We start from the raw sequence: 22,009 nt of genomic DNA, 5'->3' as shown, positions 1-22,009 counted from the left end.
AAACGCACCAAATAAGCAAATGTTAATGCGTCATACGACGATGAATTTCATTCAACCGCTGGGCGTTACATCATCAACCAGGAAAGAATGAACAGCGCGATGAAGGTCTGAATAATCCCGCCGATGATCGACCCGCGCAAAAACGACTTGATGCCGCCCCACAGAATCAACAGCCCAATGATCAGCACGGCAATGCTGAAAAAGGAGTCGTTGATGCCCAGCGAGCGCGTCAGACCGTCGATGAAATCGCCGAACGCGCCAAAGAAGTTGCCAAAAATACTCAGCAAAAACTCCACCACCACGCGAATCGCCTCGCCGATGGTTTCCCCTACCTCATCGAAAAATCCGTTTGCTTGCATGCGTCCTGTCCATTATCAAAGGAAGTAACGCATTGTCGATGAAAAGGCGCCAGGGGGCAAAGCGTTCATGGGTGCCAATTCGCTTGCTCCAGATGTGGCTCGGCGAGCGTTAGTCAACTGGACAGACACCCTACGCTTACAAGATAAAACTTTGTGGTCCTCGCCCCTCCAGTTTCAAATCATTAATGATGACCATGCGTACTTATTAAAAAATGAAAGTGATTTGTTTGCCTAATCCATTAAGGCAGAACGCCCTTGTCTCTTAGCGCTTTAATCTGATTCTGGGTCAGGCCGACCTCCTTGAGAATGGCATCGGTATGCTCGCCGAATCTCGGCGGCGGTGTATCGTAGCGCGAAGGGGTGCGCGCCAGTTTGATGGGCGAGCCGGTGCCCTTGTAGGCGCCAATCTCGATCACCATGTCACGGTGGCGAGTATGCGGATGCGCGAGCGCCTCGGAAGTAGTTAGTACTGGCCCGCAGGGCACGCCCTCGTGCATCAGTTGCTCGGCGAGTTCCGTTCCGTCTCGGTTGGCCATGGCGGCTTCCAGCGCCTCGCGAAGCGCTTCACGATGGCCAAGACGCGCGCCATTGCTGGCGAAGCGCTCGTCTTCCAGCAGTTGAGAGCAGCCGAGCTTATGACACAGGCGCGCAAACTGCGCGTTGTTGCCCACCGCGAGAAAGACGGACTGCGTAGCGGTACGGTAGACCTCGTAAGGCGCGATATTGGGATGCTCGTTGCCGGTGCGCCGCGGCTGAGGCCCGCCGTAGAACACGTTCGGGAAGTGGGGGTGCATCAAGGAGAGGCCGGAGTCATAAAGCGCCGCTTCAACGAACTGCCCTTTGCCGCTGCGCGTTCGCTCATGCAGCGCCAGCGCAATACCGATCACGGCATTGAGCCCGGTAACGATATCCACCACCGGCAGTCCCACACGCAGCGGCTCGCCTACTTTTTCACCATTGACGCTCATCAGTCCGGCCATGGCCTGGATGATAGCGTCGTATCCCGGCAGACTGCCCATCGGACCATCCGCGCCGAAACCACTGATGCGGCAATGGATCAGCCGGGGGAAGCGCTCGCTCAACGTTGCGTAATCCAGCCCCCACTTCTCGAGCGTGCCAGGCTTGAAATTCTCGACCAGCACATCGGCATTTTCCAGCAATTGCAGTAGTAAGGTCTGGCCCTCGGGCTGGCGAAGATCCAGCGCCATACCGCGCTTGCTGCGATTGAGGCCATGAAAGTAGGACGCTGCATCTCCTTCGAAAGGAGGGCCCCAACCGCGCGTCTCGTCGCCGCTGGGAGGTTCGATCTTGATTACGTCGGCACCGTAATCTCCCAGTACCTGGGTGCAGTAAGGACCGCCGAGCACGCGGCTCAGGTCGATCACCTTGATGTCGCCGAGGGCGCCCATCAGCTCGGCCATGGGTTACCTCCCTCTGCCGTATTGGCTCGTTTAATGTCGCGCGGTTGATTACCTGTTCGTTGCTTATCGCAACGCTTCCAAAAGCACCACCGAAGCATCAGAGGTTTCGGAGTGGTGCGCCAACGGTTGGAAGGCAGATAGATGTTTAAAAGCCAAGTAAGCGCGGGATCATTGCGGTAGAGATTCTGTCCCCAAGCATCGGGGATATTGCGATGAATCAGCGTACTCAAACCATATACCTCTTGGACTTATTATATAATTTATCGTCACACTAAGCGGGCCAATTACCCTTTTCCAATACAGTTTTAGGATTCATCGATACACTTTTATGTATGATCACATCCGAAAAAACCTTTTGGAGCCTTCACGATGGCACTCACCTTTCGCCAACTGCGCTACTTTCTCGTGCTCTCGGAAGAGCTGCACTTCGGCCGGGCGGCACAGCGTCTGCACATTTCTCAGCCGCCGTTGAGTGCCAGCCTGCGTCAGCTCGAAGCCGAGCTCGATGCACGGCTTCTTGAGCGCAACAGCAAGCGGGTGTCGCTCACGCCGGCGGGCGAGGCGTTTCAACATCAGGCACGGCGTATCCTGAGCCAGCTCAAGGAGTCCCAGACGCTCGTCCAGCGTATTGCGGCAAGCGCCTCGGGGCTGGTGCGAGTAGGCTTCACCCCGACCATGTTGTTTCGCGGCGTTCCCGAACTCACCAGAGCGCTCAAGGCCCGATATCCAGGCATCGACATTCAACTGATCGAGCGCAATTCGGCCGAGCAGGTCGAGGCCGTCGCTCAGGAGAAGCTCGACCTGGGCTTCATCCATTCGATGCCCCTACCCGAGGGAATCGACTCTATGGGGCTCTCCGGCGAGTCGTTCATCTGCTGCCTGCCAGCCAATCATCCGCTGGCGGTGCGCAGTTTCATTTCCATCAAGGAGCTGGCCAATGAGGAAGTGGTGCTGTTTGGCCGGTCGCTGGCGCCGCACTATTACGACCGCATCATCAGCCTGTTTCACCACGAGGATGTCGAGCCGGATATCTGCCACGAGGCGGCTCACTGGCTGACGGTACTGGCGCTGGTGGCCAACGAAATGGGCGTTTCCCTGGTGCCCACCTCGCTGGCCAAGGCGGGCTTTTCCAACGTTCGTTTCGTTCCTCTGGTCGACTCCCCGCGACGCCATCAATCCCACTGCATTTGGAGAGGCGATACCCCACATCAGAGCCGCGATTTGCTGCTGGAGTGCCTGCAAGAACAGCTACAAGGCGATGCCATACCACCACACGTAACCTCATCGTCCTGAGATCGCCGGCGATAAGGCGCGCTCAAAGGCCTCGAATGAGGAAGTGTGGTAGCCTTTGGCACTTCTGAAACGGCTTTCCGCTCAGCTCATTTCCACCACGCTTACAACGGCTCTCGATGCTCAATCAGCGCGCACTCGTTTATCTCAATGAAGTCATTCGTAGAGGTTCTTTACGTCGAGCGGCGGCGCATCTGGACGTCGACCCCTCGGCGCTGAGCCGCCAAATCAAAATGCTGGAAGAGTCGCTGGGCAGTAAGCTCTGCGAACGAGTGGGCAGCGGTATGCGCGCCACTCAAGCGGGCATTTTGTTAGCGCAGCATTTCAATACACAGCGTGCTCAAGAGGAGGCTGTGCTCTCCGAAATCAACGCGTTGCAAGGGCTTTCACGGGGCAACGTGCGCATCGCTGTAGGCGAGGGGTTCATCGCGGATTTGATCGCCCGGCCGCTGGGGGAGTTCATGACCGCCTTCGAGGGTATCAACGTAAATATCCGTATGGCTGGGGTGAACGAGGCCATGTCTCTATTGAAAGATTATGAAGTAGACTTGGCGCTTTTATACGCCCCGCCCGTGGATCCAGCGCTTTACTGCCATGTGGAAACGCGCCAACCTCTCGACCTGATCGTGCCGCCGAACCATCCGCTTTGCCAACTGGAGCGGGCCATTGGACTAGATGACCTGCGCTGCTGGCCGCTGGGCTTAATGGACAACCCCTTTGGAATGCGCCAAATGGTCAACATGGTCGAACACCACGAGCGCATTCATCTCGAGGCGCGTCTTTACACCAACTCGGTGGCAGTACTGAAAAATTTCGTGCGCTCAGGCATTGGTGTCACTTTCATGCCGGAATTGACCGTGGAGGACGAAATTCGACGTGGCGAAATCACCACCCTTCCCATGCAGTACGCGTTGATGAATGACGCCCGAGCTCAGATCGTAAGCCTCCGTAGTCATGACCTAACTGTAGCCGCTAGTACCTGCTTGCATCATCTTCATCAGGGCATGCGGTTCTTTTCCGCTAATGCGCCCCGCCTGTTGATATAAAAGCAACGCTTTGGGTATTGCATAGTCAACACTTCAATGCATAGTCTCATCGAGTAAAGCCTTCAATAACGATAAGCAGGTGTTCATACCTGTTCTCTTACAGGAAACAAGGAGACTCTTGATGTTACGTTTTAATCTTTCACGTCTTGGAGCTGCGTGCCTGCTAGGCTCAATAGCCATGACCAACACCGCGCTGGCTGCTACCACCATCAACCTGAGCTACAACGGCGCACCGGACCCGGAAAAGAACGCGGTTCACGTATTCGCTACCAACCTGAAAGAGCTCGTGGAAGAGCGTACCGATCACGAGATTGAGCTGCGCTTGTTCGCCAACAGCATGCTGGGCAGTGAAGAAGAGCGTATGGAGCAGACCATGAATACGCCCATGCTCAACATCGCGTCCTTCGCTGGCGTCTCACCGCTGGCTGACGAACTCTTCGTCAGCGCCATTCCGTTTTTATTTGAGGACTTCGACGCCGCGCGCAACTTCTTCGATGAAGGCAGCTACTGGCAGGCCTTCAGCGATGAACTGAGCGAGCGCGCCGGTGTGGACATGCTAGCCGTAGTTGAGGAAGGCGGCTTTTTGGCGTTTACCAACAACGAGCGTCCAATCCGCCAGCCAAGCGACTTCGAGGGCTTGCGCTTTCGCGCCATGGACCCAAGCCAGGTAGCTCTTTACGAATCCTTTGGCGCCTCTGGCACTCCGATTCCTTGGACCGAGACTTATATGGCGCTGCGTACCGGTATCGCCAACGGTCAAATGAATCCGCCGATGTACATCATTCTGGCGAGTCTTTATGAAGTACAGAATTACCTGACCTTGGCCAACATCCAGTATTCGGATCAGTTTTTGGTAGGCAACAGTGAAATGATCGCCGGCTGGGACGACGATCTGCGTGAAGCCTTCATGGAAGCCGTGACCGAAGCCAACCAACTCGCCCGCGAAGCTAACGAAGCGCAGGTCGAGTCGCGTATTACCTATCTCGAAGACGAGGGCATGGAAATCATTCGCCCGAGCAGCGAAGAGCTGGAAGCCTTTAGAGCCATCGGCCAGCCAGCTTACCTCGAGTGGCTCGAAGAACGTGGCATCGACCAGCGCTGGATCAACATGGCACTCGACGATGCAGGCGAAAGCGCGCTCACCCAGTAAACTGTCCCTCCTTCCTGATAACGGGGCTAGCTACAGCTAGCCCCTTTGCTGCTTGTACGCTGGAGCGATTATATGGCTACTTCGTTTCGCCCTCGCCTGCTCGACGTAAGCCGCTCGGTTTCACTCGTACTGTCGGGCGGGCTTCTTGCAATCAACGTGTTGGTGATTCTCTACGGCGTGCTCACCCGCTACGCGCTGGGTGGCGCACCAATCTGGACCGATGAGCTGGCGCGCTTTTTGATTATCGCCACGGTGATGCTCGCCGCAGGCGCGGTGTGGTCGGAAGGCGGCCACATGCGCGTTGCCCTTTTGGAGCGCCGCTTACCGGCGTCGCTAGCGCGACTTTTGAATGTCTATCAGTGGTTGATCACACTGGCCATCGCTCTTGGCGGGGCTTGGATCAGCTATCGCTACGCTGTGTCACCCTCGATCGGGCTGTTCAAGACGTCGGGGCTGGGCATCAGCCGCTCGATTCCGCTTTTTTCGCTGGCCATTGGTTTCGCGCTACTGGCTTGGCACGTACTACTTTATGGGCCCGCCCCGCTCAAGACGGTGGAGGACGAAAAATGATTCTGACCATGCTGGCGGTCTTTTTGATCCACGTTCTGCTGGGGCTGCCTCTGTTCCTTTCACTGCTGGTTACGGCGCTGATGGGGTTTCTCTTCGTCGATCCGTCCATGATCATGCGCATGATGCCCCAGCAGTTTTTCGGTGGCATCGATGTTTTTTCGCTGATGGCGATTCCGCTTTTCATCCTGGCCGGTAACCTGATGAACGCGAGCGGACTGACCGAGCGGCTGATGGGGTTCGCACGGCTGATCGTCGGCCACCTACGCGGTGGCATGGGGCACGTCAACGTGGTATCGAGCGTTTTCTTTGCCGGCGTAAATGGCTCGGCAGTGGCGGATACCTCGGCGCTAGGGTCACTGCTGGTGCCCGCAATGGAGAAAGAGGGCTACTCGCGCGCCTTCGCTGCCGGCCTTACCGCGGGAAGTTCGCTGATCGGACCGATCATTCCGCCCAGTATTTTCATGATTCTCTACGCCTCGCTGACCAACACCTCGGTGGGCGATCTGTTTCTGGCCGGCGTCGTTCCCGGCATCATTTTGGGCCTGGCTTTCATGGGCATGAACGCCTGGTACGCCTGGCGCCATCGGCTACCCAAAAGCGGGCGCTTGCCGTCGGCCCAGGAAGTTGGCAGCGCCTTCATGGCCGCCACGCCCGCGCTCGTCGCGCCATTCATCATCGTCGCCGGCATCGTACTGGGCTTTGTCACGCCGACCGAGTCCGGCGCCCTTACTGCACTCTATGTGGCGCTTTGCGGTGTGGTGCTGGGAGGGCTCAGATTGCGCCACTGCTGGCAGGCCATCAAAGATACCGCTCGGCTCACCTCAGCGATCTTTCTAATAATGGCGGCCTCATCCATTATCAGTTGGCTGCTCTCCTACGCCCAAGTGCCGACTCAATTCGTCGAACTACTCTCGCCCTACGTGGACAACCCGATCATCATTTTGCTGCTACTCAGCGCCATCACCTTCGTAACTGGCATGTTCATGGAAGAGGTGTCGGCGCTGATGCTACTCACGCCGATCTTTGCTCCGGTCGCCATGATGGCAGGCATCGACTCGGTGCATCTGGGCGTGATCATCACGCTCAACATCACCATTGCGCTGATCACCCCGCCGCTGGGTGCGTGCGTGTTTGTCGCTGCCGCGGTCAGTCGGCTGGAAATCGTGTCCTTGTTTAAAACCATCTGGCCGTTCGTACTGCTGGCCGTCTTCGTACTGGTACTGCTGATCGTGTTCCCTGGTCTGACTCTCTGGTTACCTAATGCTCTTGGATGAATTGATGCCTCTTTCTCATGCGACTCTCCCTGTCGTACCGAGTGACCCAGCACCGGACTGGCCTCGGGTCAACGACTTGGCCATCGTGGATAACGGCGAACGCCTGCTACCGCTGAGCCTCGCCCCAGCGCCCATTCGCGTATTTCCGGCCTATTCACGCTTAGGCATCCCCGGCGCGGTGGACGACTGTTTCGTACGCGAAGGAGTCTACCGCGCGCTGGTGACGGCGGCTCGAAGCCTGCCAAAAGGGACTGGAATGATCGTGCTTGACGGTTGGCGCCCTTGGCGGGTACAGCAGTATCTGTTCGAAACGCTGCAGGAGGCGATCGCTCACCGCTACCCGGAACTCGATGGCGACGCGCTGTTGGAGCGTACCCGCGAATTCGTCTCGGTGCCCAGTATCGAACAGGCCGCCCCTAGCCCTCATCTTACCGGCGGTGCCGTGGATGTTACATTGTGCGATAACATCGGTGCTCCGCTGGATATGGGTACGCTGTTCGATGAGGCCGTGCCTGCCTCGAACACCGCGTATTTCGAGCGCAATGAGCTCAACGAGCGCGAGCGCCGTGCTCGGGACAACCGCCGGCTGCTCTACCACGCCATGCGCGCCCAAGGCTTCACCAACCTGCCGAGCGAGTGGTGGCACTTCGACTTGGGCGACCAGCTCTGGGGGCATTACAGCGGCCAACGCACAGTGCCGTACGGCCCCGCAGCGCTGGATACCATCGAGAACCGATGGCGGCGTCAGTTGGGTTAAACCTTCACAAGCGCGCGCGAAACCGGCTACATTAAAGCGCTATCACGTTCATATCCTGAAGGAGAGTCTTTGATGCCTAGCGTATTAATCACCGGCGCCACGTCCGGATTCGGCCGCGCTGCCGCCTACCGTTTTGCCAAAGCCGGCTGGTCGTTGATTTTGACCGGGCGTCGCGAAGAGCGCCTGAAAGCGCTCGAGCGCGAGCTTTCCGATCAGGTCGAGGTGCTGACGCTAACGCTGGACGTGCGCGATAGCGACGCGGTGACCAGGGCGCTGAGTGAGCTGCCACAGGCGTTTTTACCGCTGACCTGCCTGATCAACAATGCCGGTTTAGCGCTGGCGCCGGAGCCGGCGCAGAAAGTCGATCTCAAGGATTGGCACACCATGATCGATACCAACATCACCGGGCTTGTGAACGTCACCCACGCTGCTCTGCCGCTTTTGATCAAGCATGGCGCGGGCGCGAGCATTTTGAACCTGGGATCGGTGGCCGGCCAGTGGCCGTATCCGGGTGGGCACGTTTACGGGGCGTCAAAGGCGTTCGTGCAGCAGTTCGGCTATAACCTGCGCTGCGACCTGCAGGGCACTGGCGTGCGCGTAACCGATCTTGCGCCGGGCATGGCGGAAACCGAGTTCACGCTGGTGCGTACCAAGGGCGACCAAGCCGCCTCCGATGCCCTTTACCGCGGCACCACGCCGCTGCAGGCCGAAGACATCGCCGAGCAGCTCTTTTATCTGGCCACGCTCCCGGCGCATATCAATATCAACCGCCTGGAGATCATGCCGGTGCGTCAGGCCTGGTCGCCCTTCAACGTGGACCGCGACCCGGCCTGAAGCCGTTGCTTAGTAGCTGACGCGATCGCGCCCCTGCTCCTTGGCAGTGTAGAGGGCGTCATCGACGCGCTTCATTACACTCTTTTGCGTTTCGTTCAGCCGCGCTTCGACCACGCCGAGGCTAACGGTCACCTGCCCCGCCTCGGGGAAGCGCGTCTGGCGCACGCAGCAGCGTATTTTCTCGGCCAGCTGGACCGCCTGCTCGAGAGAAGTCTCCGGCGCCAGAATCATGAACTCCTCGCCGCCCCAGCGGGCGCAGTAATCGACCTTACGCAGGTTCTGTATCAGCAGCTGACCAAGCTTTGCCAGCACCTGATCACCCACGTCGTGGCCGTGGTTGTCGTTGATCTTCTTGAAGAAATCGATATCCAGCATGATCAGCGAAAAGGGCCGCACATAGCGGTGGCGCCGGCGAAGCTCGGTTCTGAGAAGTCGATCGAAGCGAGCGCGGTTATAGAGCCCGGTCAGCATATCGGTGGTGGCCAAGCGCTCGAGTTCGGCTTCTTTCTCGACCCGTTTGGAGATGTCGCGCTGCACCAGCACCAGTACGCGTTGGGCGTAGCCGGGCATGGTCATCGCCGTTACACGCCATTCGATGAGCATGGGCGCTTGATGTGCACTGAGCGGCCAACTGCTTTTATCGAGCCCGGAAAGCGAGTAACCGTCGCTCATCTCGCCCTTGACCAGCGCTCGGCAGAGTTTGCGCAGAAGCCTTCGATTCTCGATATCGCAGCCCACGAGTTTGGGCGACGCCCCCAGCCACTGGTCGCGCTCGCCTCCCCAAAAGTGTAAGTATTCGTCGCTGGCGTTCAAAACGGTAAGCGCTGAACCATCAGCACTGAATCCAAGTACCGCAACGGCTTGAAGGCTGCACTCTTTTACAGGAGGCACTGGCATTACCAGAGGTTCCGACATCGTGTTCTCGTCCGGTCGATCATCGATCAGGTTAGGCAGCGCCCTTTACGCTCGCTTGCTCGTTTTGAACAAGGGGTCGTGGTTTCAGGCCATCATCACAGCCCGTTTCGTTTACATTATGATACACTTTTTTACCAATAACATGGATATCCTGCATTAACAAACGCATTCCATTACATGCAAAAAAGCTTATTGAACTCGGCATTCAAGACAAACATTTGATAAATTAAGTATTTTTTGTCGCATACTGGCTAAACGCACGAATCAGACACCCCTAACGCTTAAGGGTTGCCCAATCGCCATAAAAAACGCCCCCGGTCCAAGGACCGGGGGCGTGGTGATAAAACGAATGGAGTGCGGTGTGATCAGTGCGCCAGCATCTCTTCCACGATACCGTCGCTATCGAGTTCGCTCGGATAGTAAGTCGGCCAGTTGGTGACCTCTTCCAGCAGCGCTTCGCGATCGTCGCCCCAGTACAGGTGAAAATGGTGCGCGTCGGTCGGGTAGATGTCGTGATCCGAGAACTGGATGTAGTGCGGCATGTCGGTATCGCTCTCTTCGGTTTCGAAGATGAAACGAACGCCGCGGTTGCCGGCTTCGTAATCGAGGATTTCGTAGCCATCGTACTCATACTCGGCGCTACGCTCTTCTCCGTCCTCGTAAAACGTGACGCGGTTGCCATCGATCACGATGCGATCGACGTCGGTTTCGTAGCCCACCTCGTAGTACTCGGCATACTCCTCGGCACTCTTGTCACCGTTTTCCGCTTTCTTCTCGAAGACCGGCTCAAGCGAGCCATCCTGCAGATAGGGATAAACGGACTGCCAATCGCCTTCCCAATCGCTTAACCGGCGATCTTCGATCTGGTCGTCGTCGAAGTAGCCGGCGTAAATATCGCTGTCATGGTTATGGGAATGATCATGAGAGTGGTCGTGGGAATCGTCGTGACCGTGATCATGAGCGTGCTCGTGTCCATTGTCGTGCTCATGCTCATGAGAATGATCGTGCGAGTGTCCGTGCTCATGATCGTGGTCGTCCTGCTGGGCGTAAACGCTTTGCAGGCCGCTGATCATCAGCGAACCAACGGCCAAGGCGCCGAGCGCCTTGCGGGTTGAAAGAGTCATGTACTCTCCTTGTTTGAACGGGTTTATACAGCGGGTTGAAGCGGCTTTCCATAAATAATACGATATAACATATCAATTAATTGAAAAGCTCGCCAGCCATGACCGGGCGTTTTTTTAGCCGTCGTACTAAAGCTCCCCTTTTAATCGTGGAACGACAGCGCCTTGCAGACTAGGTTAAGCATAACGACGGGCCCTGAAGCCCGAAAAGGGAGTGAGCATGCTGTACTTGTTGAGCCTCCTGGGAGGCATCGCGCTGTTAACGTTGGGCGGCGAAGCGTTGGTGCGAAGCGCGGTGGCAGGTGCCGAGCGCTTGGGGGTATCGGCGCTGTTCACCGGGCTTGTCATTGTTGGCTTTGGCACCTCGGCGCCGGAGCTGGTGGTGTCGATCAACGCCGCTCTCGATCAAAAGCCGGATATCGCCATCGGCAACGTGGTGGGCAGCAATATCGGTAATATCCTGCTGATCCTCGGGCTCTGCGCGCTGATCTACCCGCTGACTACCCGGCGAGAGGCGCTCAAGCGCGACGGGCTGGTCATGCTGGCGGCAACGGCGCTTTTCATTGTGCTGGGCGCTAGCGGCGAACTCGGCCGAGCCGACGCGGGGCTTTTATTGGCGGGGCTTTTGGGCTATCTCACTTGGGCATACCTGAGCGAGCGCCGGGCGGTCGAGGCGCCAGAGCCCGCCAACGTGCTGGTGGAGGCACCGGCCAGGCGTCCGACCACCACCCTTTGGATTGTGGTTGGGCTTCTGGGTGGGCTGGCGCTGTTGATTGGTGGCTCGCAGCTGCTGCTCTATGGTGCGGTCGGGATCGCCCAGGCAATGGGGCTTTCCGAGGCGGTGATCGGGCTGACCATCGTGGCGGTCGGTACGTCGCTACCGGAGCTTGCGGTATCGCTGGTGGCCGCCCTTCGCCGCCACGCCGATGTAGCGGTCGGCAACATTCTGGGCAGCAATATCTTCAACCTGCTTGGCATTCTCGGCGTCTCCGCCTTTCTTCAGCCGCTGGTGCTGGTCGAGCGCATGGCGCTTTTCGATCAATGGGTAATGCTTGCCTCGGCCATCGTGCTGCTCGGCTTTCTTTATACCGGTCTTCGCCTTTCGCGCGGTGAAGGCGCCCTGCTGCTTACGGGGTACGCGGCGTTCATTGCGGCAAGCTTCACCCTGTTTGCCTAGAAAAGGATCTGGCCCGGCACGTTAGCGCAGCGTATCGTCGATTTCGATACCGGCCTCGTCGTAGTAGCGCAGCGCGCCGGGGTGTAGCGGCGCGGCCAGGCCCTGCAGCTGATCCGGGGTGACGGCACCCCACCAGACGGCCCGCTGGATCAGGGCTTCGCGACTTTCCCAGAACGCCCTGGTGAGGCGATAGGCGGTATCGTCGTCCATCTGTGTCGTGGTGTAGGCCAGCACCGGAAGCGACGTGGTATGAACGTCCTCATCGACGCCCGGATAAGTGCCGCCGGGAATCACCTGGGCAAGCTCGCCGGTTTGCGCGATCTGCTCCTCGGTCAACGACAACAGCGTGATCGGCACGCTGGTGGCCACTTCGGTCACGTTCGGTGTTGGAAAGGTGCTGGCGGTGACGAAGGCGTCGATCTTGCCGTCCATCAATGCCTGCGGGCCGTTGTCCAGCGCGGCGTCCGCCAGGCGAATATCGCCGGTGAGCCCGAACAGCTCGAAATAGCGCTGCGCCTCTCGGGCGCTAAAGGTGCCGCTTCCAACCAGCACGTACTTGCCGGCGAGCGACTCGATGGCCGTGGGAGCATGATCTCCCGCCAGCACGAAGTGCATGGTCATCGGCGGAATCGGGAATAGCCCGCGAATGTCGTCAAAGCGCGGGCTTTGCTGCTGGGCGAAAGGGCCTTCACCGGCAAGCGCCTGCTCGATGACGCCCGGAGGCGTAGTGAGAACGTAGTTCCCCTGGCGCGCCGCGACTTCCATGACGTTTTCGACCGACCCGCGGCTCTCCTCGAGGCTTAACACGAAATCCTCTTCGGTGGCGGCGCTAATCACCTCGGAAAGCTCGATCCCCATCTGATAATAAGCGGTGCCCACTGACGAGGACTTAAAAGTGATGAGCGTTTGCGCGTAGGCGCCAGACGATAGAGCACTCGCTACCAGCAACGCAGCAAAGCGGTTCAGCTTACGGCGAACGGGGTGTAAAGCGGAATCCTTCATGGCGTCGGCACTCGGTCAAATGCGTTATCGGCCAATCCGTGGCCGTGGCGCCATCAACATAGCACGTCCTAGGCCTTACGGCAGCCAGCCGCGTCATGGCGCCGCTCAAGGCGCCGCAGCGCGGTGATCGACGGCTCGATCTCGGAATTGGCTCATCCAGTCGATATGCCATGAGCATTGCTTTATGGCTATTAGCGAAACGGTTAATTTGCGAAAAAAAGACGTATCGAATCAAACAGGCCATCGCTTCGTTCGGTTTTATTCCGTATTGGGGAAAAACCCGAATTGCTAAACTCGATGAGATTCTTCCTGTTCCAATAACGCCTATTCCAATAAACCCCATTCCAATAACAGTAAGGGAAACGCCTATGCTTACGCTGACTCGGCACGACTGCCAGCCGCGAACCTCGCGCCGCTGGCTTTTTTTGTGGGTAGCCATTGCTGCCTGCTTTGCTACGCCGGCGCTGGCCGTCACCGGCGAGCTCGATTTGACCACTACCGGGGTCGGCTTGTTGGCGCTTGGCGTGTTCGTGCTGGCCTACGCGCTGGTCATGGCCGAAGAAAAAATTCACATGCGCAAGTCCAAACCGGTGCTGGTAGCGGCGGGCATCATCTGGGGACTCATCGGCTGGGTGTACGTTCAAAACGGGCTCTCGGAGACTTCCGAATACGCGTTTCGGATGACGCTTTTGGAGTTCACCGAACTGATGCTGTTTTTGCTTGTGGCGATGACCTATATCAACGCCATGGAAGAGCGCCGAGTGTTCGATGCGCTGCGAAGCTGGATGCTGCGCAAGGGCTTCAACTATCGCACGCTATTTTGGCTGACCGGCGGGCTCGCCTTCATCCTCTCGCCGATCGCCGACAACCTGACCACGGCGCTTTTGATGTGCGCGGTGATCACCAAGGTCGCCGAAGGCGATAAGCGCTTCATCAATCTGGCGTGTATCAATATCGTGATCGCCGCCAACGCCGGCGGGGCGTTCAGCCCCTTTGGCGACATCACCACGCTCATGGTGTGGCAGGCGGGCATCATACCGTTTCAGGAGTTCTTCATCCTGTTCGTGCCGGCGCTGGTCAACTTCTTACTGCCGGCGACGATCATGAGTCTTGTCATCAAGGATCAAAAGCCCGCCAGCGTCTACGAAGAGGTCATCATGAAGCGCGGCGCGCGGCGCATCATCGCGCTGTTTCTGCTGACGATCACCACCGCAGTGTTGTGCCATACGCTGCTGGATCTGCCGCCTGTGCTGGGCATGATGACCGGGCTTGGCTACCTGCAGTTTTTCGGCTTCTACCTGCGCAAGAGCCTGCCGCGCTCGCTTGCGCGCAAGCGCGAAATCTATAGCCGCGAGGGCGACAATAAAAAGCTCGCGCAGCTGGGTAGCGTGGTGCCCTTCGATGTTTTCAACCGCGTAGCGCGCGCCGAGTGGGACACGCTGCTGTTTTTCTATGGGGTGGTGATGTGCGTCGGCGGGCTTGGGTTCATGGGGTACCTGGGGCTGCTATCCGAGGCGCTCTATAGCGGCTGGAACCCGACCTGGGCCAATGTAGTGCTCGGCGTGGTGTCCGCGGTGGTGGACAACATTCCAGTGATGTTCGCCGTACTGACCATGCATCCGGCGATGTCCGACGGGCAGTGGCTTTTGATCACGCTTACCGCGGGCGTCGGTGGGAGTCTTCTATCGATCGGCTCGGCGGCGGGGGTAGCCGTCATGGGTCAAGCGCGTGGCTCTTATACCTTCATGGGTCACCTTCGCTGGACCCCGGTGATCCTGCTTGGATACGTGGCCAGCATCCTGGTGCATCTGTGGCTCAACGCGGCAAGCTTTGGCTAGCGGTTTGCCCGGCGCGGGGCGCGCCGGGCATCTTCTTTAGCGCTCGAGGATATCCAGCGGCCCGGCGCGCTCGATCACCCGCTGCCAGGCGGGGTCGCTCTCCAAACGCTGGGTGAACCCCGCGATGGCTGGATAATTGCCAAGCGAGCGTGTGCCCTTGAGCGCCAGCATCGGAAAGCTCATCTGCACATCCGCCCCGCTTGGCCAGGCGCCGCCAAAGTTCTCCTTCGCTCGCAGGTGCGCTTCGATGAACGCCATGTGTTGATCGAGCTGCGGGTCGAGAAAGCGCTCGCGGATCGTCGAGCTAATCCCCTTGGCCACGGGGCGCACCAGCGCCGGCGACTGCTTGGGAATGTGGCTAAATACCAGGCTCATGAGCAGAAGCGGCATCAGTGAGCCTTCGGCGTAGTGTAGCCAGTAGCGGTAGTCCACCCACGCCTCGACGTTCTCGGGCTCGGGCTTGAAGCGCCCCTGCCCGTAGCGCTCGACGAGGTAATCGATGATCGCGCCGGACTCGGCGATGGTCAGCTCACCGTCGACGATCACCGGCGACTTGCCCAGCGGATGCACTTCCTTGAGCGCTTTCGGCGCCTGCATGGTCTTGTCGTTACGTTTGTAAACGTGGATCTCGTACTCGAGCTCCAGAAGCTCCAAAAGCCAGATAACCCGGTGCGAGCGCGATTTCTCGAGATGGTGTACGTGAATCATGGCCCTTCCCTGGTAGTAGTGGATGTAACGCTCTTACAGCCTGGCCTGGGAGCGGTGGCTTTGCCACCAGCGCCCGAGCTGTTCACGTGGCGACCACCGGCCCTGAAGCCAAGGCGCCAGTAGCCGGGTCGACAGCGGAATGAAGATGAACACCATGATCGGCGTGAGCGCCAGCGTGCTCACCAGCACGCGCGGCACGAGCGCCCAGTCGGCTAACAGCGCGCCAAACAGCCACTGAAACATGAGGGAAATGGGAAAAAATGCCAGCCACACCGCCACCGCCTGCTTCCAGCGCGGGGTCGGCTCGACGCCGTCCATGTGAAACCAGGCGCCCAGGCCCGTGGCACGCTGCTCGATCGGGGAGTCGAAAAGCCCTTGGCCACGCTTGAGCCAGCCTTCGCGGGACGCGGAGTGCTGCCAGACATTGAGCATCTGCTGATCATTGAAGCGAAACACGATCTGATACTCGTCGTCTCCGTGGGGCGGTGCCAGCACGCCGGAGCCCAGGTAGCCGGGAAAATCCGCCGCCAGGTCGCGGCCTTCGTTGAGCCAGCGCTGAAAGTCCTGATAGCGGCCGTTGGCCACGCGGCGGGCCACCATCATCGTCACGGGTAAGGTCGACATGGGTCATCTCCAAAGTGAGTCACAGCGAAACCGGGTAGGCCGCTGTCGCTCGCCGGGGCGGGTAAGCCCTGGGCGAGCCCTGCATTATAGACGCAATATCGGTGCCAGAAACGGCCATTCAGGGGAAATTAACGAGGCGTGGGCGTGGCGCGCTCGCCACGCTGGAAGGCGCGCACGTGATCGTAAATGGCGATAGCGCCCTGGATGACGGCCTCCTCGCCGGGTTTGAGCGAAAGCGGCGGCGAGCGGTGGTTTTCATTGTCGATCAGCGCGTTGACCTCGTCGCGATAACGCTCCAGCACCCCCTCCAGCCCCAAGCGCAGCCGGTATATTTCGAGAGTGAACTGCTGTTTTTGCTCCTTGCGCCGAAGCACCTCGAGCGGGTCGCTGGCGCTTTCGATCAGGCTCTCGAGCGTATTGAGCACCAGGGTTTCGGCCTGGTTGAGGTTAGGAATAATGCGTAGCACCAGCTCGCTCAGGCTCGGTGCGGGGTTGGAGGCGGACATGGCGGATTATCCTTGGAGGAAATCGATGCGGCTAAAGCGGCCCTCACCGGTAAACGTGAGTCGAAACACGCCGTGAACGCCGTCCTGATCAACCACCCGGCGAAGCGCCTCGGCGGGAAAGACGACCCAGCGGCCGTCGACGCTCCGGGCGCGCACGTTGCGATAGCGCCCTTCGTAGTACGCCAGGCACTCGCGCGAGGTCAAACTCAAAACGACGTCGATGGAAGGCATGATAGCAGTACGAAAAACATTCAAGGGGCCAAGAGGATGAATGGATTAAGATGAACAAGCGCTGAACTTACAAAAGCCCTTTCGAAAGCGGCTTAATGGATTGCCACTCGAGCCGCTCGGGCCAGCGCTCGATCCAGTCGAGCACCTGTTCGGCGGGCATGGGGCGCGCAATGCCATAGCCTTGAGCCAGATAGCAGCCAAGCGCCACTAGTGCGCTCGCGTGGGCCAACGTTTCCACACCTTCGGCCAGCATCGGCTTTTTGAACCGGTTGGCCATGTAGATCACGCTCTCGACGATCGCCATATCGTCGTGGTCGACCAGCATGTCGCGCACGAAGCTCTGATCGATCTTGATCAAATTCACCGGTAGCTGGCGCAGGTGGGTCAGCGATGAAAAGCCGGTGCCGAAATCGTCGATGGCAAAGCCCACGCCCAGGGTTTGACAGCACGCCATATTGACCAGCGCCGACTGGATATCGTGAATGGCGGCACTTTCGAGCACTTCGAGTTTCAAAAGCGAGGGGCTTACGCTTGAGTAGCGTGCTAAATGCTCGCCAAGGCGATGACTGAAATCCTTGACCAGAAGGTGGGCGGGGCTGATGTTTACACTGACCGTAAGCGCAGCGTCCTGAGCTTGCCAGTCCGTGAGCTGGCGCAGCGCTTCGTTGATCACCCACTCGCCAAGCTCGACCTCGAGCGGAGTTCCTTCGATGACCGGTAAAAACGCCGCCGGAGCCAGCAGCCCTTCCTCCGGATGCTGCCAGCGAATCAGTGCCTCGAGCCCGACGACCTCGCCGGTGCGCATGTCGATTTGTGGCTGATAGAAAAGGCGCAACTCGTCATCGCTGAGTGCATCGGAAAAGCGCTGTCGTTTTTCCTGGCGCAGGCGCAGTTGACGGTCCTGATCCGAGTCGAAGAAATGATAAGTATCTCGGCCGCGCTGCTTTGCGCGATACATCGCCTGGTTGGCGTGGCGCAGCAGCATGTCCCCCTGAGCATAATCTTTGGGATAGAGCGTCACGCCCAGACTCACCGTGAGATAGATACTCTGGCCGTCGAGCATCAGCGGTTGGCGAATCGAGTCCAGCAGCGCTTCAAAGTACGCCTCGTCCACCCCATGGTGTAAGAGCAGCACGAATTCGTCGCCGCCGACCCGGGCGAGCACGTCATCCCCGACCAGCAGGTGGCTCACGCGCTGGGAAAACGCCGCCAGAATGGTATCACCGCGTTTGGGGCCCAGCCGCTCGTTGAGGGTCTGAAAATAGTCGATATCGAGCGAGCACACCGCCAGCGGTAGGCCCCTGGCGTCAGCGTGCTGTATGGACTCCTGAATGAGCTGTGTCAAAAGGTGTAGATTGGGTAAGCCGGTGAGCGAGTCGAAGCTGATTTCGCGGTCGAGATGGCGCGCGTGGGCGGGAATGGCCGACAGATCCGACAGCACGATGACGTGATAGGCCACCCCACCCTGCTCATTGCGTACCCGGTTGGTCGACATCATCGCCGGATAAGGCTTGCCGTCGTGGCCCCGGTAGCTCACCTGGCTCTTGCCGCGGTCACGAAACAGCACTTCGTCGTGCAGCAACCGCGAGGCCCGGCTGTCCTCCAGCGCCAGAATGCTGAACGACTGGGGGGATTTACCGGCCACTTGGTCCAGGCCAAGCCCGGTCAGCTCGCAAAAGGCCGGGTTGACGTCGACGACGAGGTTCTCAGCATCGGTGACAATAATCGCTTCATTGGCACAATAGAACGCCGCTTCGCAGAGCGAATACGAGGCGCTGGAGGGCACGACCGAGAGCGGCGCGTTACCTCGCAACGACAGCGCGGCATCAAATTGTTGCTGAGCCAATGACTGCTCCTTAAGCAGATCGGGGAGTGAGCCATGCATCGCGGGCAAGCCTGCCAATTCAGCGGTTTAACCAGCGAGGCACTCGTCACGCGGAAGGATAAGACGCTCGCGGATGACTACATTCATCACGCTTAACAGGCTACCATTATTAACACTTAATGGGCGTACTTAAACGAAACTTCTCATCTTTTTTCATACGCGCTCATGGCGCCAACGACGCCGCGCCCAAGTAGCGCTGCTCCCAGTAGTCGATATCCAGCGGTACGCTGACCACCTGGCGGCCGCTGCCCGGGGCATGGATCATCTGGCGGTTGCCGCGGTAGATGCCCACGTGGGTGGCCTTGGCGCCGCTGCCGAAAAAGAGCAGGTCCCCCGGGCGCGGCTCAGGGGTGCCGGGCAGCGCCCGGTACTGCTGATCGGCGGTGCGCGGCACTTTGAAGCCGGCGGCGCGGTAAGTCATCTCGACCAGCCCCGAGCAGTCGAGCCCCTTGGGCGTATTGCCGCCGAAGCGATACGGCGTACCGATCGCCTGCTGGGCGTGGGAGAGAATCAGCGCGCGCTCCATCGATATGCCCGCCATGGTCGGCGTCGGGGCGGTGGCAATCTCCTTGCTGGCACAGCCCGCGAGCAGAAAAAGCGCCAGCAGCGCTCCCAGTCGCCGGCAGGCGCGAGGCAAAACAAAATCAAAAGACGAACGAGAAGCGGGACAAAAAAACGGTGTCGACATGGTGCGCTCAGCCGGTGGCGTCAATGAGGTTTTATCATGGCTCAAGGCTCGCCCGGTTGCCACATCTACCTGGTGAGCCTCAGATCATGGCGTGGCGCACACGCGCCGAGATCCACTCGGAGATCAATACGGTTGCGAAAATCATCGCGAAGATGACGCTGACCTGACTCCAGGCGAGGCTGTTGATCGAGGCGTTGAGCGCAAGCCCGATGCCGCCGGCGCCGACCAGCCCCAGCACCGTCGACTCGCGGATATTGATGTCCCAGCGGTAGACGCTGATCCCGGCAAACGCCGGCAGGATTTGCGGCAGCACGCCGTAGTTCATTACCTGCAGGCGGCTCGCGCCGGTGGCGCTGATCGCCTCGACCGGCGTTGGGTGAATCTCCTCAATCGCTTCATACAAAAGCTTGCCGACGAAGCCGATCGAGCGCAGCGCGATGGCGATGATACCGGCGAGCACGCCGGGGCCGACGATGGTGACCAGCAGCATCGCCCAGATCAGCGAATTGATCGAGCGCGACGAGACGATGACGGTCAGCGCCAGGCTTCGCACCAGCGGGTGAGGCGTGGTGTTGCGCGCGGCAAGAAACGCCACGGGAAAGGCCATCAGGATTCCCAGCGCCGTGCCCAGGGTCGCAATGTTGAGCGTGTCCCACATCGGCTGCCACAGGTTGGACGCGTATTCCCAGCGCGGCGGCAGCATCCGGCTTATGAGGTCACTTCCCTGGCGCCCGGCGTCCAGGGCGAACACCCACATGGTGTTGTCCGAGATCACTTTCCAGCACAGCAGAAACAGGCACGTGCCCGCGAGCCAGCCGCCAAAGCGCAGCCACTGGGCGCGGCTGGTGCGCCGCTGCCACAGCGGCAAACCATCAATCGAGGTCGAAACGGGCATCAGGGATTCCTGCCTATTGGGTGAAGCGGCGTACGTGGCTGGAGGCGTATTCGCTGGCCAGCACGATCGCGATGATGATCAACAAAATCGCCGCCGAGGTGCTGTACTCGTAGCGGCTGAGCGAGGTGTTCAGCGTAGCGCCGATGCCGCCGGCGCCGACGATGCCAATCACCGACGACTCACGAAAGTTGATGTCGAGGCGGTACATGGAGAGCCCGATCAGCCGCGGCATCACTTGGGGCTGGACGGCGTGGTTCATCACCTGCCACCAGCCGGCGCCAGTGGCGCGCACCGCCTCGACTTGGCGCGCGTCCAGATCCTCGATGTCCTCGGCCAAAAGCTTGGCCATGAAGCCGACGGTGGCGAAGGCCAGGGTGAGCATGCCGGCCAGCGGCCCGAAGCCAAACATCACCACGAACAAAATCGCGATGATGATTTCCTGAAAGGTACGCGACACCGCGATGATCGCTCGGCACAGCGCGTAGACCGGCAGCGGCGCCACGTTGCGCGCCGCCCCGAGCCCTACGGGAATGGCGAGCAGCACGCCGATCACCGTGGAGGTGAGCGTCATGGTCAAACTTTCCAAAAGACCGGCGAGGATGTCGCCCTGGCGGCTTACAAAATCCGGGTGAGTAAAGGCCGCCAAAAAGTTGAGCCCGCGCCCGGCCCCTTCGGCGACCCGCGCCCAGTTCACCTCTACGGAGCCGAGCGCCAGCGCGAGATACGCTAGCGCGCCGACGCCAAGCGCCACGCGAAGCCATTGACGCTCGATGAAGACGGGTTTTCGCCACTGCCCGCGCCGCGCCGCGCTCAGCCGCGCCTGGTTATCCGCCCTCATGAGGTAGCCACGCGCAGGGTCGGTGACTCAGCCCGCGGCGCGGCGCCTGGCGCTTCATGCTCCTCCGGTTCACCGTCACGGGTATCCCACTCCTCCTCGCCGTAGATGGTGGTGAGCGTCTCGGCGGTGAGCTCCCCCGGGGCGCCATCGAAGACGATGCGCCCGGCGTTGAGCCCAACGATGCGGTCGGCGAACTGCTGAGCCAGTGCCACATCGTGAATATTGATGATCGCGGCCAGCTCGCGCTCGGCGCAGAGCTCGCGAATCAGGCGCATGATCTGGCGCGAAGTTTTCGGGTCGAGGCTCGCCGTGGGCTCGTCGACCAGTAAAAGCCTTGGGCTCTGCAGCAGCGCCCGGGCGATGCCCACCCGCTGGCGCTGGCCACCGGAAAGCGCATCGGCGCGCTTGTCGATGGCATGCGCGAGTCCCACCCGCTCGAGCAGGCGAAACGCTTCACGTACCGCATCCGTAGGGTAGCGGCGCAGAAAGCTTCGCCAGAAGCCGACGTAACCCAGCCGCCCGGAGAGCACGTTCTCCATTACCGTGAGCCGGTCGACCAGCGCGTACTCCTGAAAGATCATGCCCATCGAGCGCCGCGCCCGCCTGAGCCCGGCGCCGGAAAGCGTGGTCAGTTCGTGATCCCCCAATCGGATACTGCCCTGAGTCGGCTCCACTAGCCGGTTCACGCAGCGAATCAACGTGCTCTTGCCCGCGCCCGACGGGCCGATCAGCGCCAGCACCTGCCCTTTGGGAAGGGTCAGCTCGATATCGCTTAGCGCGCGATCGCCGGTGGGGTAGCGTTTGCCAACGCCTGCGAGTGTGAGCATGGAAGTACCTCGTCAATACGGCGGTCGGCCGGAAGCGCTGCTTCCGGCCGAAA

23 protein-coding genes are annotated in these 22,009 nt (G+C 59.7%); 9 read left to right on the top strand and 14 right to left on the bottom strand.

Annotation, left to right across the window (positions count from 1 at the left end; genetic code table 11):
* Positions 1 to 65 precede the first annotated feature (65 nt).
* Together MQW23_RS01205 and MQW23_RS01200 are read right to left on the bottom strand one after the other, a co-directional pair.
* Complete coding sequence (locus MQW23_RS01205) at positions 66 to 359, bottom strand: hypothetical protein (protein WP_252105993.1); 294 nt, start codon at positions 357 to 359, stop codon at positions 66 to 68.
* Between the two features lie 239 nt (positions 360 to 598).
* Positions 599 to 1,780 (bottom strand): CaiB/BaiF CoA transferase family protein, encoded by a 1,182-nt coding sequence (locus tag MQW23_RS01200; RefSeq protein WP_252105992.1) that lies wholly within the window; start codon positions 1,778 to 1,780, stop codon positions 599 to 601.
* Between the two features lie 369 nt (positions 1,781 to 2,149).
* Between MQW23_RS01200 and MQW23_RS01195 the strand changes: the two genes are divergently transcribed.
* The 7 genes from MQW23_RS01195 to MQW23_RS01165 all read left to right on the top strand — a co-directional run bounded on the left by MQW23_RS01195 (position 2,150) and on the right by MQW23_RS01165 (position 8,701).
* The gene (locus tag MQW23_RS01195) at positions 2,150 to 3,073 is read left to right on the top strand and encodes a LysR family transcriptional regulator (RefSeq protein ID WP_252105991.1); all 924 of its coding nucleotides are present in this window, start codon (positions 2,150 to 2,152) and stop codon (positions 3,071 to 3,073) included.
* 116 nt (positions 3,074 to 3,189) lie between these two features.
* Entirely contained in the window at positions 3,190 to 4,116 is a 927-nt protein-coding gene (locus tag MQW23_RS01190; protein ID WP_252105990.1) for a LysR family transcriptional regulator, read from the top strand.
* Between the two features lie 121 nt (positions 4,117 to 4,237).
* Complete coding sequence (gene dctP / locus MQW23_RS01185; RefSeq protein WP_252105989.1) at positions 4,238 to 5,266, top strand: TRAP transporter substrate-binding protein DctP; 1,029 nt, start codon at positions 4,238 to 4,240, stop codon at positions 5,264 to 5,266.
* A gap of 72 nt (positions 5,267 to 5,338) precedes the next feature.
* Positions 5,339 to 5,836: a TRAP transporter small permease gene (locus tag MQW23_RS01180; protein WP_252105988.1), complete on the top strand. Its 498-nt coding sequence runs from the start codon at positions 5,339 to 5,341 to the stop codon at positions 5,834 to 5,836.
* Entirely contained in the window at positions 5,833 to 7,110 is a 1,278-nt protein-coding gene (locus MQW23_RS01175) for a TRAP transporter large permease (protein ID WP_252105987.1), read from the top strand. Before MQW23_RS01180 ends, MQW23_RS01175 begins: the two co-directional genes overlap by 4 nt.
* Positions 7,111 to 7,114: 4 nt before the next feature.
* Positions 7,115 to 7,867: a M15 family metallopeptidase gene (locus MQW23_RS01170; protein ID WP_252105986.1), complete on the top strand. Its 753-nt coding sequence runs from the start codon at positions 7,115 to 7,117 to the stop codon at positions 7,865 to 7,867.
* A 72-nt stretch (positions 7,868 to 7,939) separates the two neighbouring features.
* The gene (locus MQW23_RS01165) at positions 7,940 to 8,701 is read left to right on the top strand and encodes an SDR family NAD(P)-dependent oxidoreductase (RefSeq protein ID WP_252105985.1); all 762 of its coding nucleotides are present in this window, start codon (positions 7,940 to 7,942) and stop codon (positions 8,699 to 8,701) included.
* A gap of 9 nt (positions 8,702 to 8,710) precedes the next feature.
* Here MQW23_RS01165 and MQW23_RS01160 read toward each other — a convergent pair whose 3' ends face one another.
* Together MQW23_RS01160 and MQW23_RS01155 are read right to left on the bottom strand one after the other, a co-directional pair.
* On the bottom strand, positions 8,711 to 9,616 hold the full coding sequence (locus MQW23_RS01160; RefSeq protein WP_252105984.1) for a GGDEF domain-containing protein: 906 nt from the start codon (positions 9,614 to 9,616) through the stop codon (positions 8,711 to 8,713).
* Between the two features lie 365 nt (positions 9,617 to 9,981).
* Complete coding sequence (locus MQW23_RS01155; RefSeq protein ID WP_252105983.1) at positions 9,982 to 10,740, bottom strand: metal-binding protein ZinT; 759 nt, start codon at positions 10,738 to 10,740, stop codon at positions 9,982 to 9,984.
* 217 nt (positions 10,741 to 10,957) lie between these two features.
* Here MQW23_RS01155 and MQW23_RS01150 point away from each other — a divergent pair, with 217 nt between their 5' ends.
* Positions 10,958 to 11,914 (top strand): calcium/sodium antiporter, encoded by a 957-nt coding sequence (locus MQW23_RS01150; RefSeq protein WP_252105982.1) that lies wholly within the window; start codon positions 10,958 to 10,960, stop codon positions 11,912 to 11,914.
* 21 nt (positions 11,915 to 11,935) lie between these two features.
* Here the strand turns inward: MQW23_RS01150 and MQW23_RS01145 are convergent, their stop codons facing one another.
* The gene (locus MQW23_RS01145) at positions 11,936 to 12,916 is read right to left on the bottom strand and encodes a TAXI family TRAP transporter solute-binding subunit (protein WP_252105981.1); all 981 of its coding nucleotides are present in this window, start codon (positions 12,914 to 12,916) and stop codon (positions 11,936 to 11,938) included.
* 368 nt (positions 12,917 to 13,284) lie between these two features.
* Between MQW23_RS01145 and nhaD the strand changes: the two genes are divergently transcribed.
* On the top strand, positions 13,285 to 14,754 hold the full coding sequence (gene nhaD, locus MQW23_RS01140; RefSeq protein WP_252105980.1) for a sodium:proton antiporter NhaD: 1,470 nt from the start codon (positions 13,285 to 13,287) through the stop codon (positions 14,752 to 14,754).
* A gap of 36 nt (positions 14,755 to 14,790) precedes the next feature.
* Here the strand turns inward: nhaD and MQW23_RS01135 are convergent, their stop codons facing one another.
* From MQW23_RS01135 to phnC, 9 genes are all read right to left on the bottom strand, one after another.
* Positions 14,791 to 15,462: a glutathione S-transferase gene (locus MQW23_RS01135; RefSeq protein ID WP_252105979.1), complete on the bottom strand. Its 672-nt coding sequence runs from the start codon at positions 15,460 to 15,462 to the stop codon at positions 14,791 to 14,793.
* A gap of 33 nt (positions 15,463 to 15,495) precedes the next feature.
* Complete coding sequence (locus tag MQW23_RS01130) at positions 15,496 to 16,086, bottom strand: antibiotic biosynthesis monooxygenase (RefSeq protein WP_252105978.1); 591 nt, start codon at positions 16,084 to 16,086, stop codon at positions 15,496 to 15,498.
* A 128-nt stretch (positions 16,087 to 16,214) separates the two neighbouring features.
* On the bottom strand, positions 16,215 to 16,592 hold the full coding sequence (locus MQW23_RS01125) for a hypothetical protein (RefSeq protein ID WP_252105977.1): 378 nt from the start codon (positions 16,590 to 16,592) through the stop codon (positions 16,215 to 16,217).
* Positions 16,593 to 16,598: 6 nt separating this feature from the next.
* The gene (locus tag MQW23_RS01120; RefSeq protein WP_252105976.1) at positions 16,599 to 16,823 is read right to left on the bottom strand and encodes a DUF2835 family protein; all 225 of its coding nucleotides are present in this window, start codon (positions 16,821 to 16,823) and stop codon (positions 16,599 to 16,601) included.
* A 67-nt stretch (positions 16,824 to 16,890) separates the two neighbouring features.
* Positions 16,891 to 18,669: a putative bifunctional diguanylate cyclase/phosphodiesterase gene (locus tag MQW23_RS01115; RefSeq protein WP_319022790.1), complete on the bottom strand. Its 1,779-nt coding sequence runs from the start codon at positions 18,667 to 18,669 to the stop codon at positions 16,891 to 16,893.
* A 202-nt stretch (positions 18,670 to 18,871) separates the two neighbouring features.
* Entirely contained in the window at positions 18,872 to 19,345 is a 474-nt protein-coding gene (locus MQW23_RS01110) for a C40 family peptidase (RefSeq protein WP_252105974.1), read from the bottom strand.
* Positions 19,346 to 19,475: 130 nt separating this feature from the next.
* Positions 19,476 to 20,291 (bottom strand): phosphonate ABC transporter, permease protein PhnE, encoded by an 816-nt coding sequence (phnE, locus tag MQW23_RS01105; protein WP_252105973.1) that lies wholly within the window; start codon positions 20,289 to 20,291, stop codon positions 19,476 to 19,478.
* Positions 20,292 to 20,304: 13 nt separating this feature from the next.
* Positions 20,305 to 21,129: a phosphonate ABC transporter, permease protein PhnE gene (phnE, locus tag MQW23_RS01100; protein ID WP_252105972.1), complete on the bottom strand. Its 825-nt coding sequence runs from the start codon at positions 21,127 to 21,129 to the stop codon at positions 20,305 to 20,307.
* Complete coding sequence (gene phnC, locus MQW23_RS01095; protein ID WP_252105971.1) at positions 21,126 to 21,956, bottom strand: phosphonate ABC transporter ATP-binding protein; 831 nt, start codon at positions 21,954 to 21,956, stop codon at positions 21,126 to 21,128. Before phnC ends, phnE (MQW23_RS01100) begins: the two co-directional genes overlap by 4 nt.
* Positions 21,957 to 22,009 lie beyond the last annotated feature (53 nt).

Origin of the sequence: Halomonas sp. S3-1-1 (genome assembly GCF_023757625.1) — a bacterium.
Lineage (GTDB): Bacteria > Pseudomonadota > Gammaproteobacteria > Pseudomonadales > Halomonadaceae > Vreelandella.
This window is presented reverse-complemented; position numbering and strand designations above follow the sequence as displayed.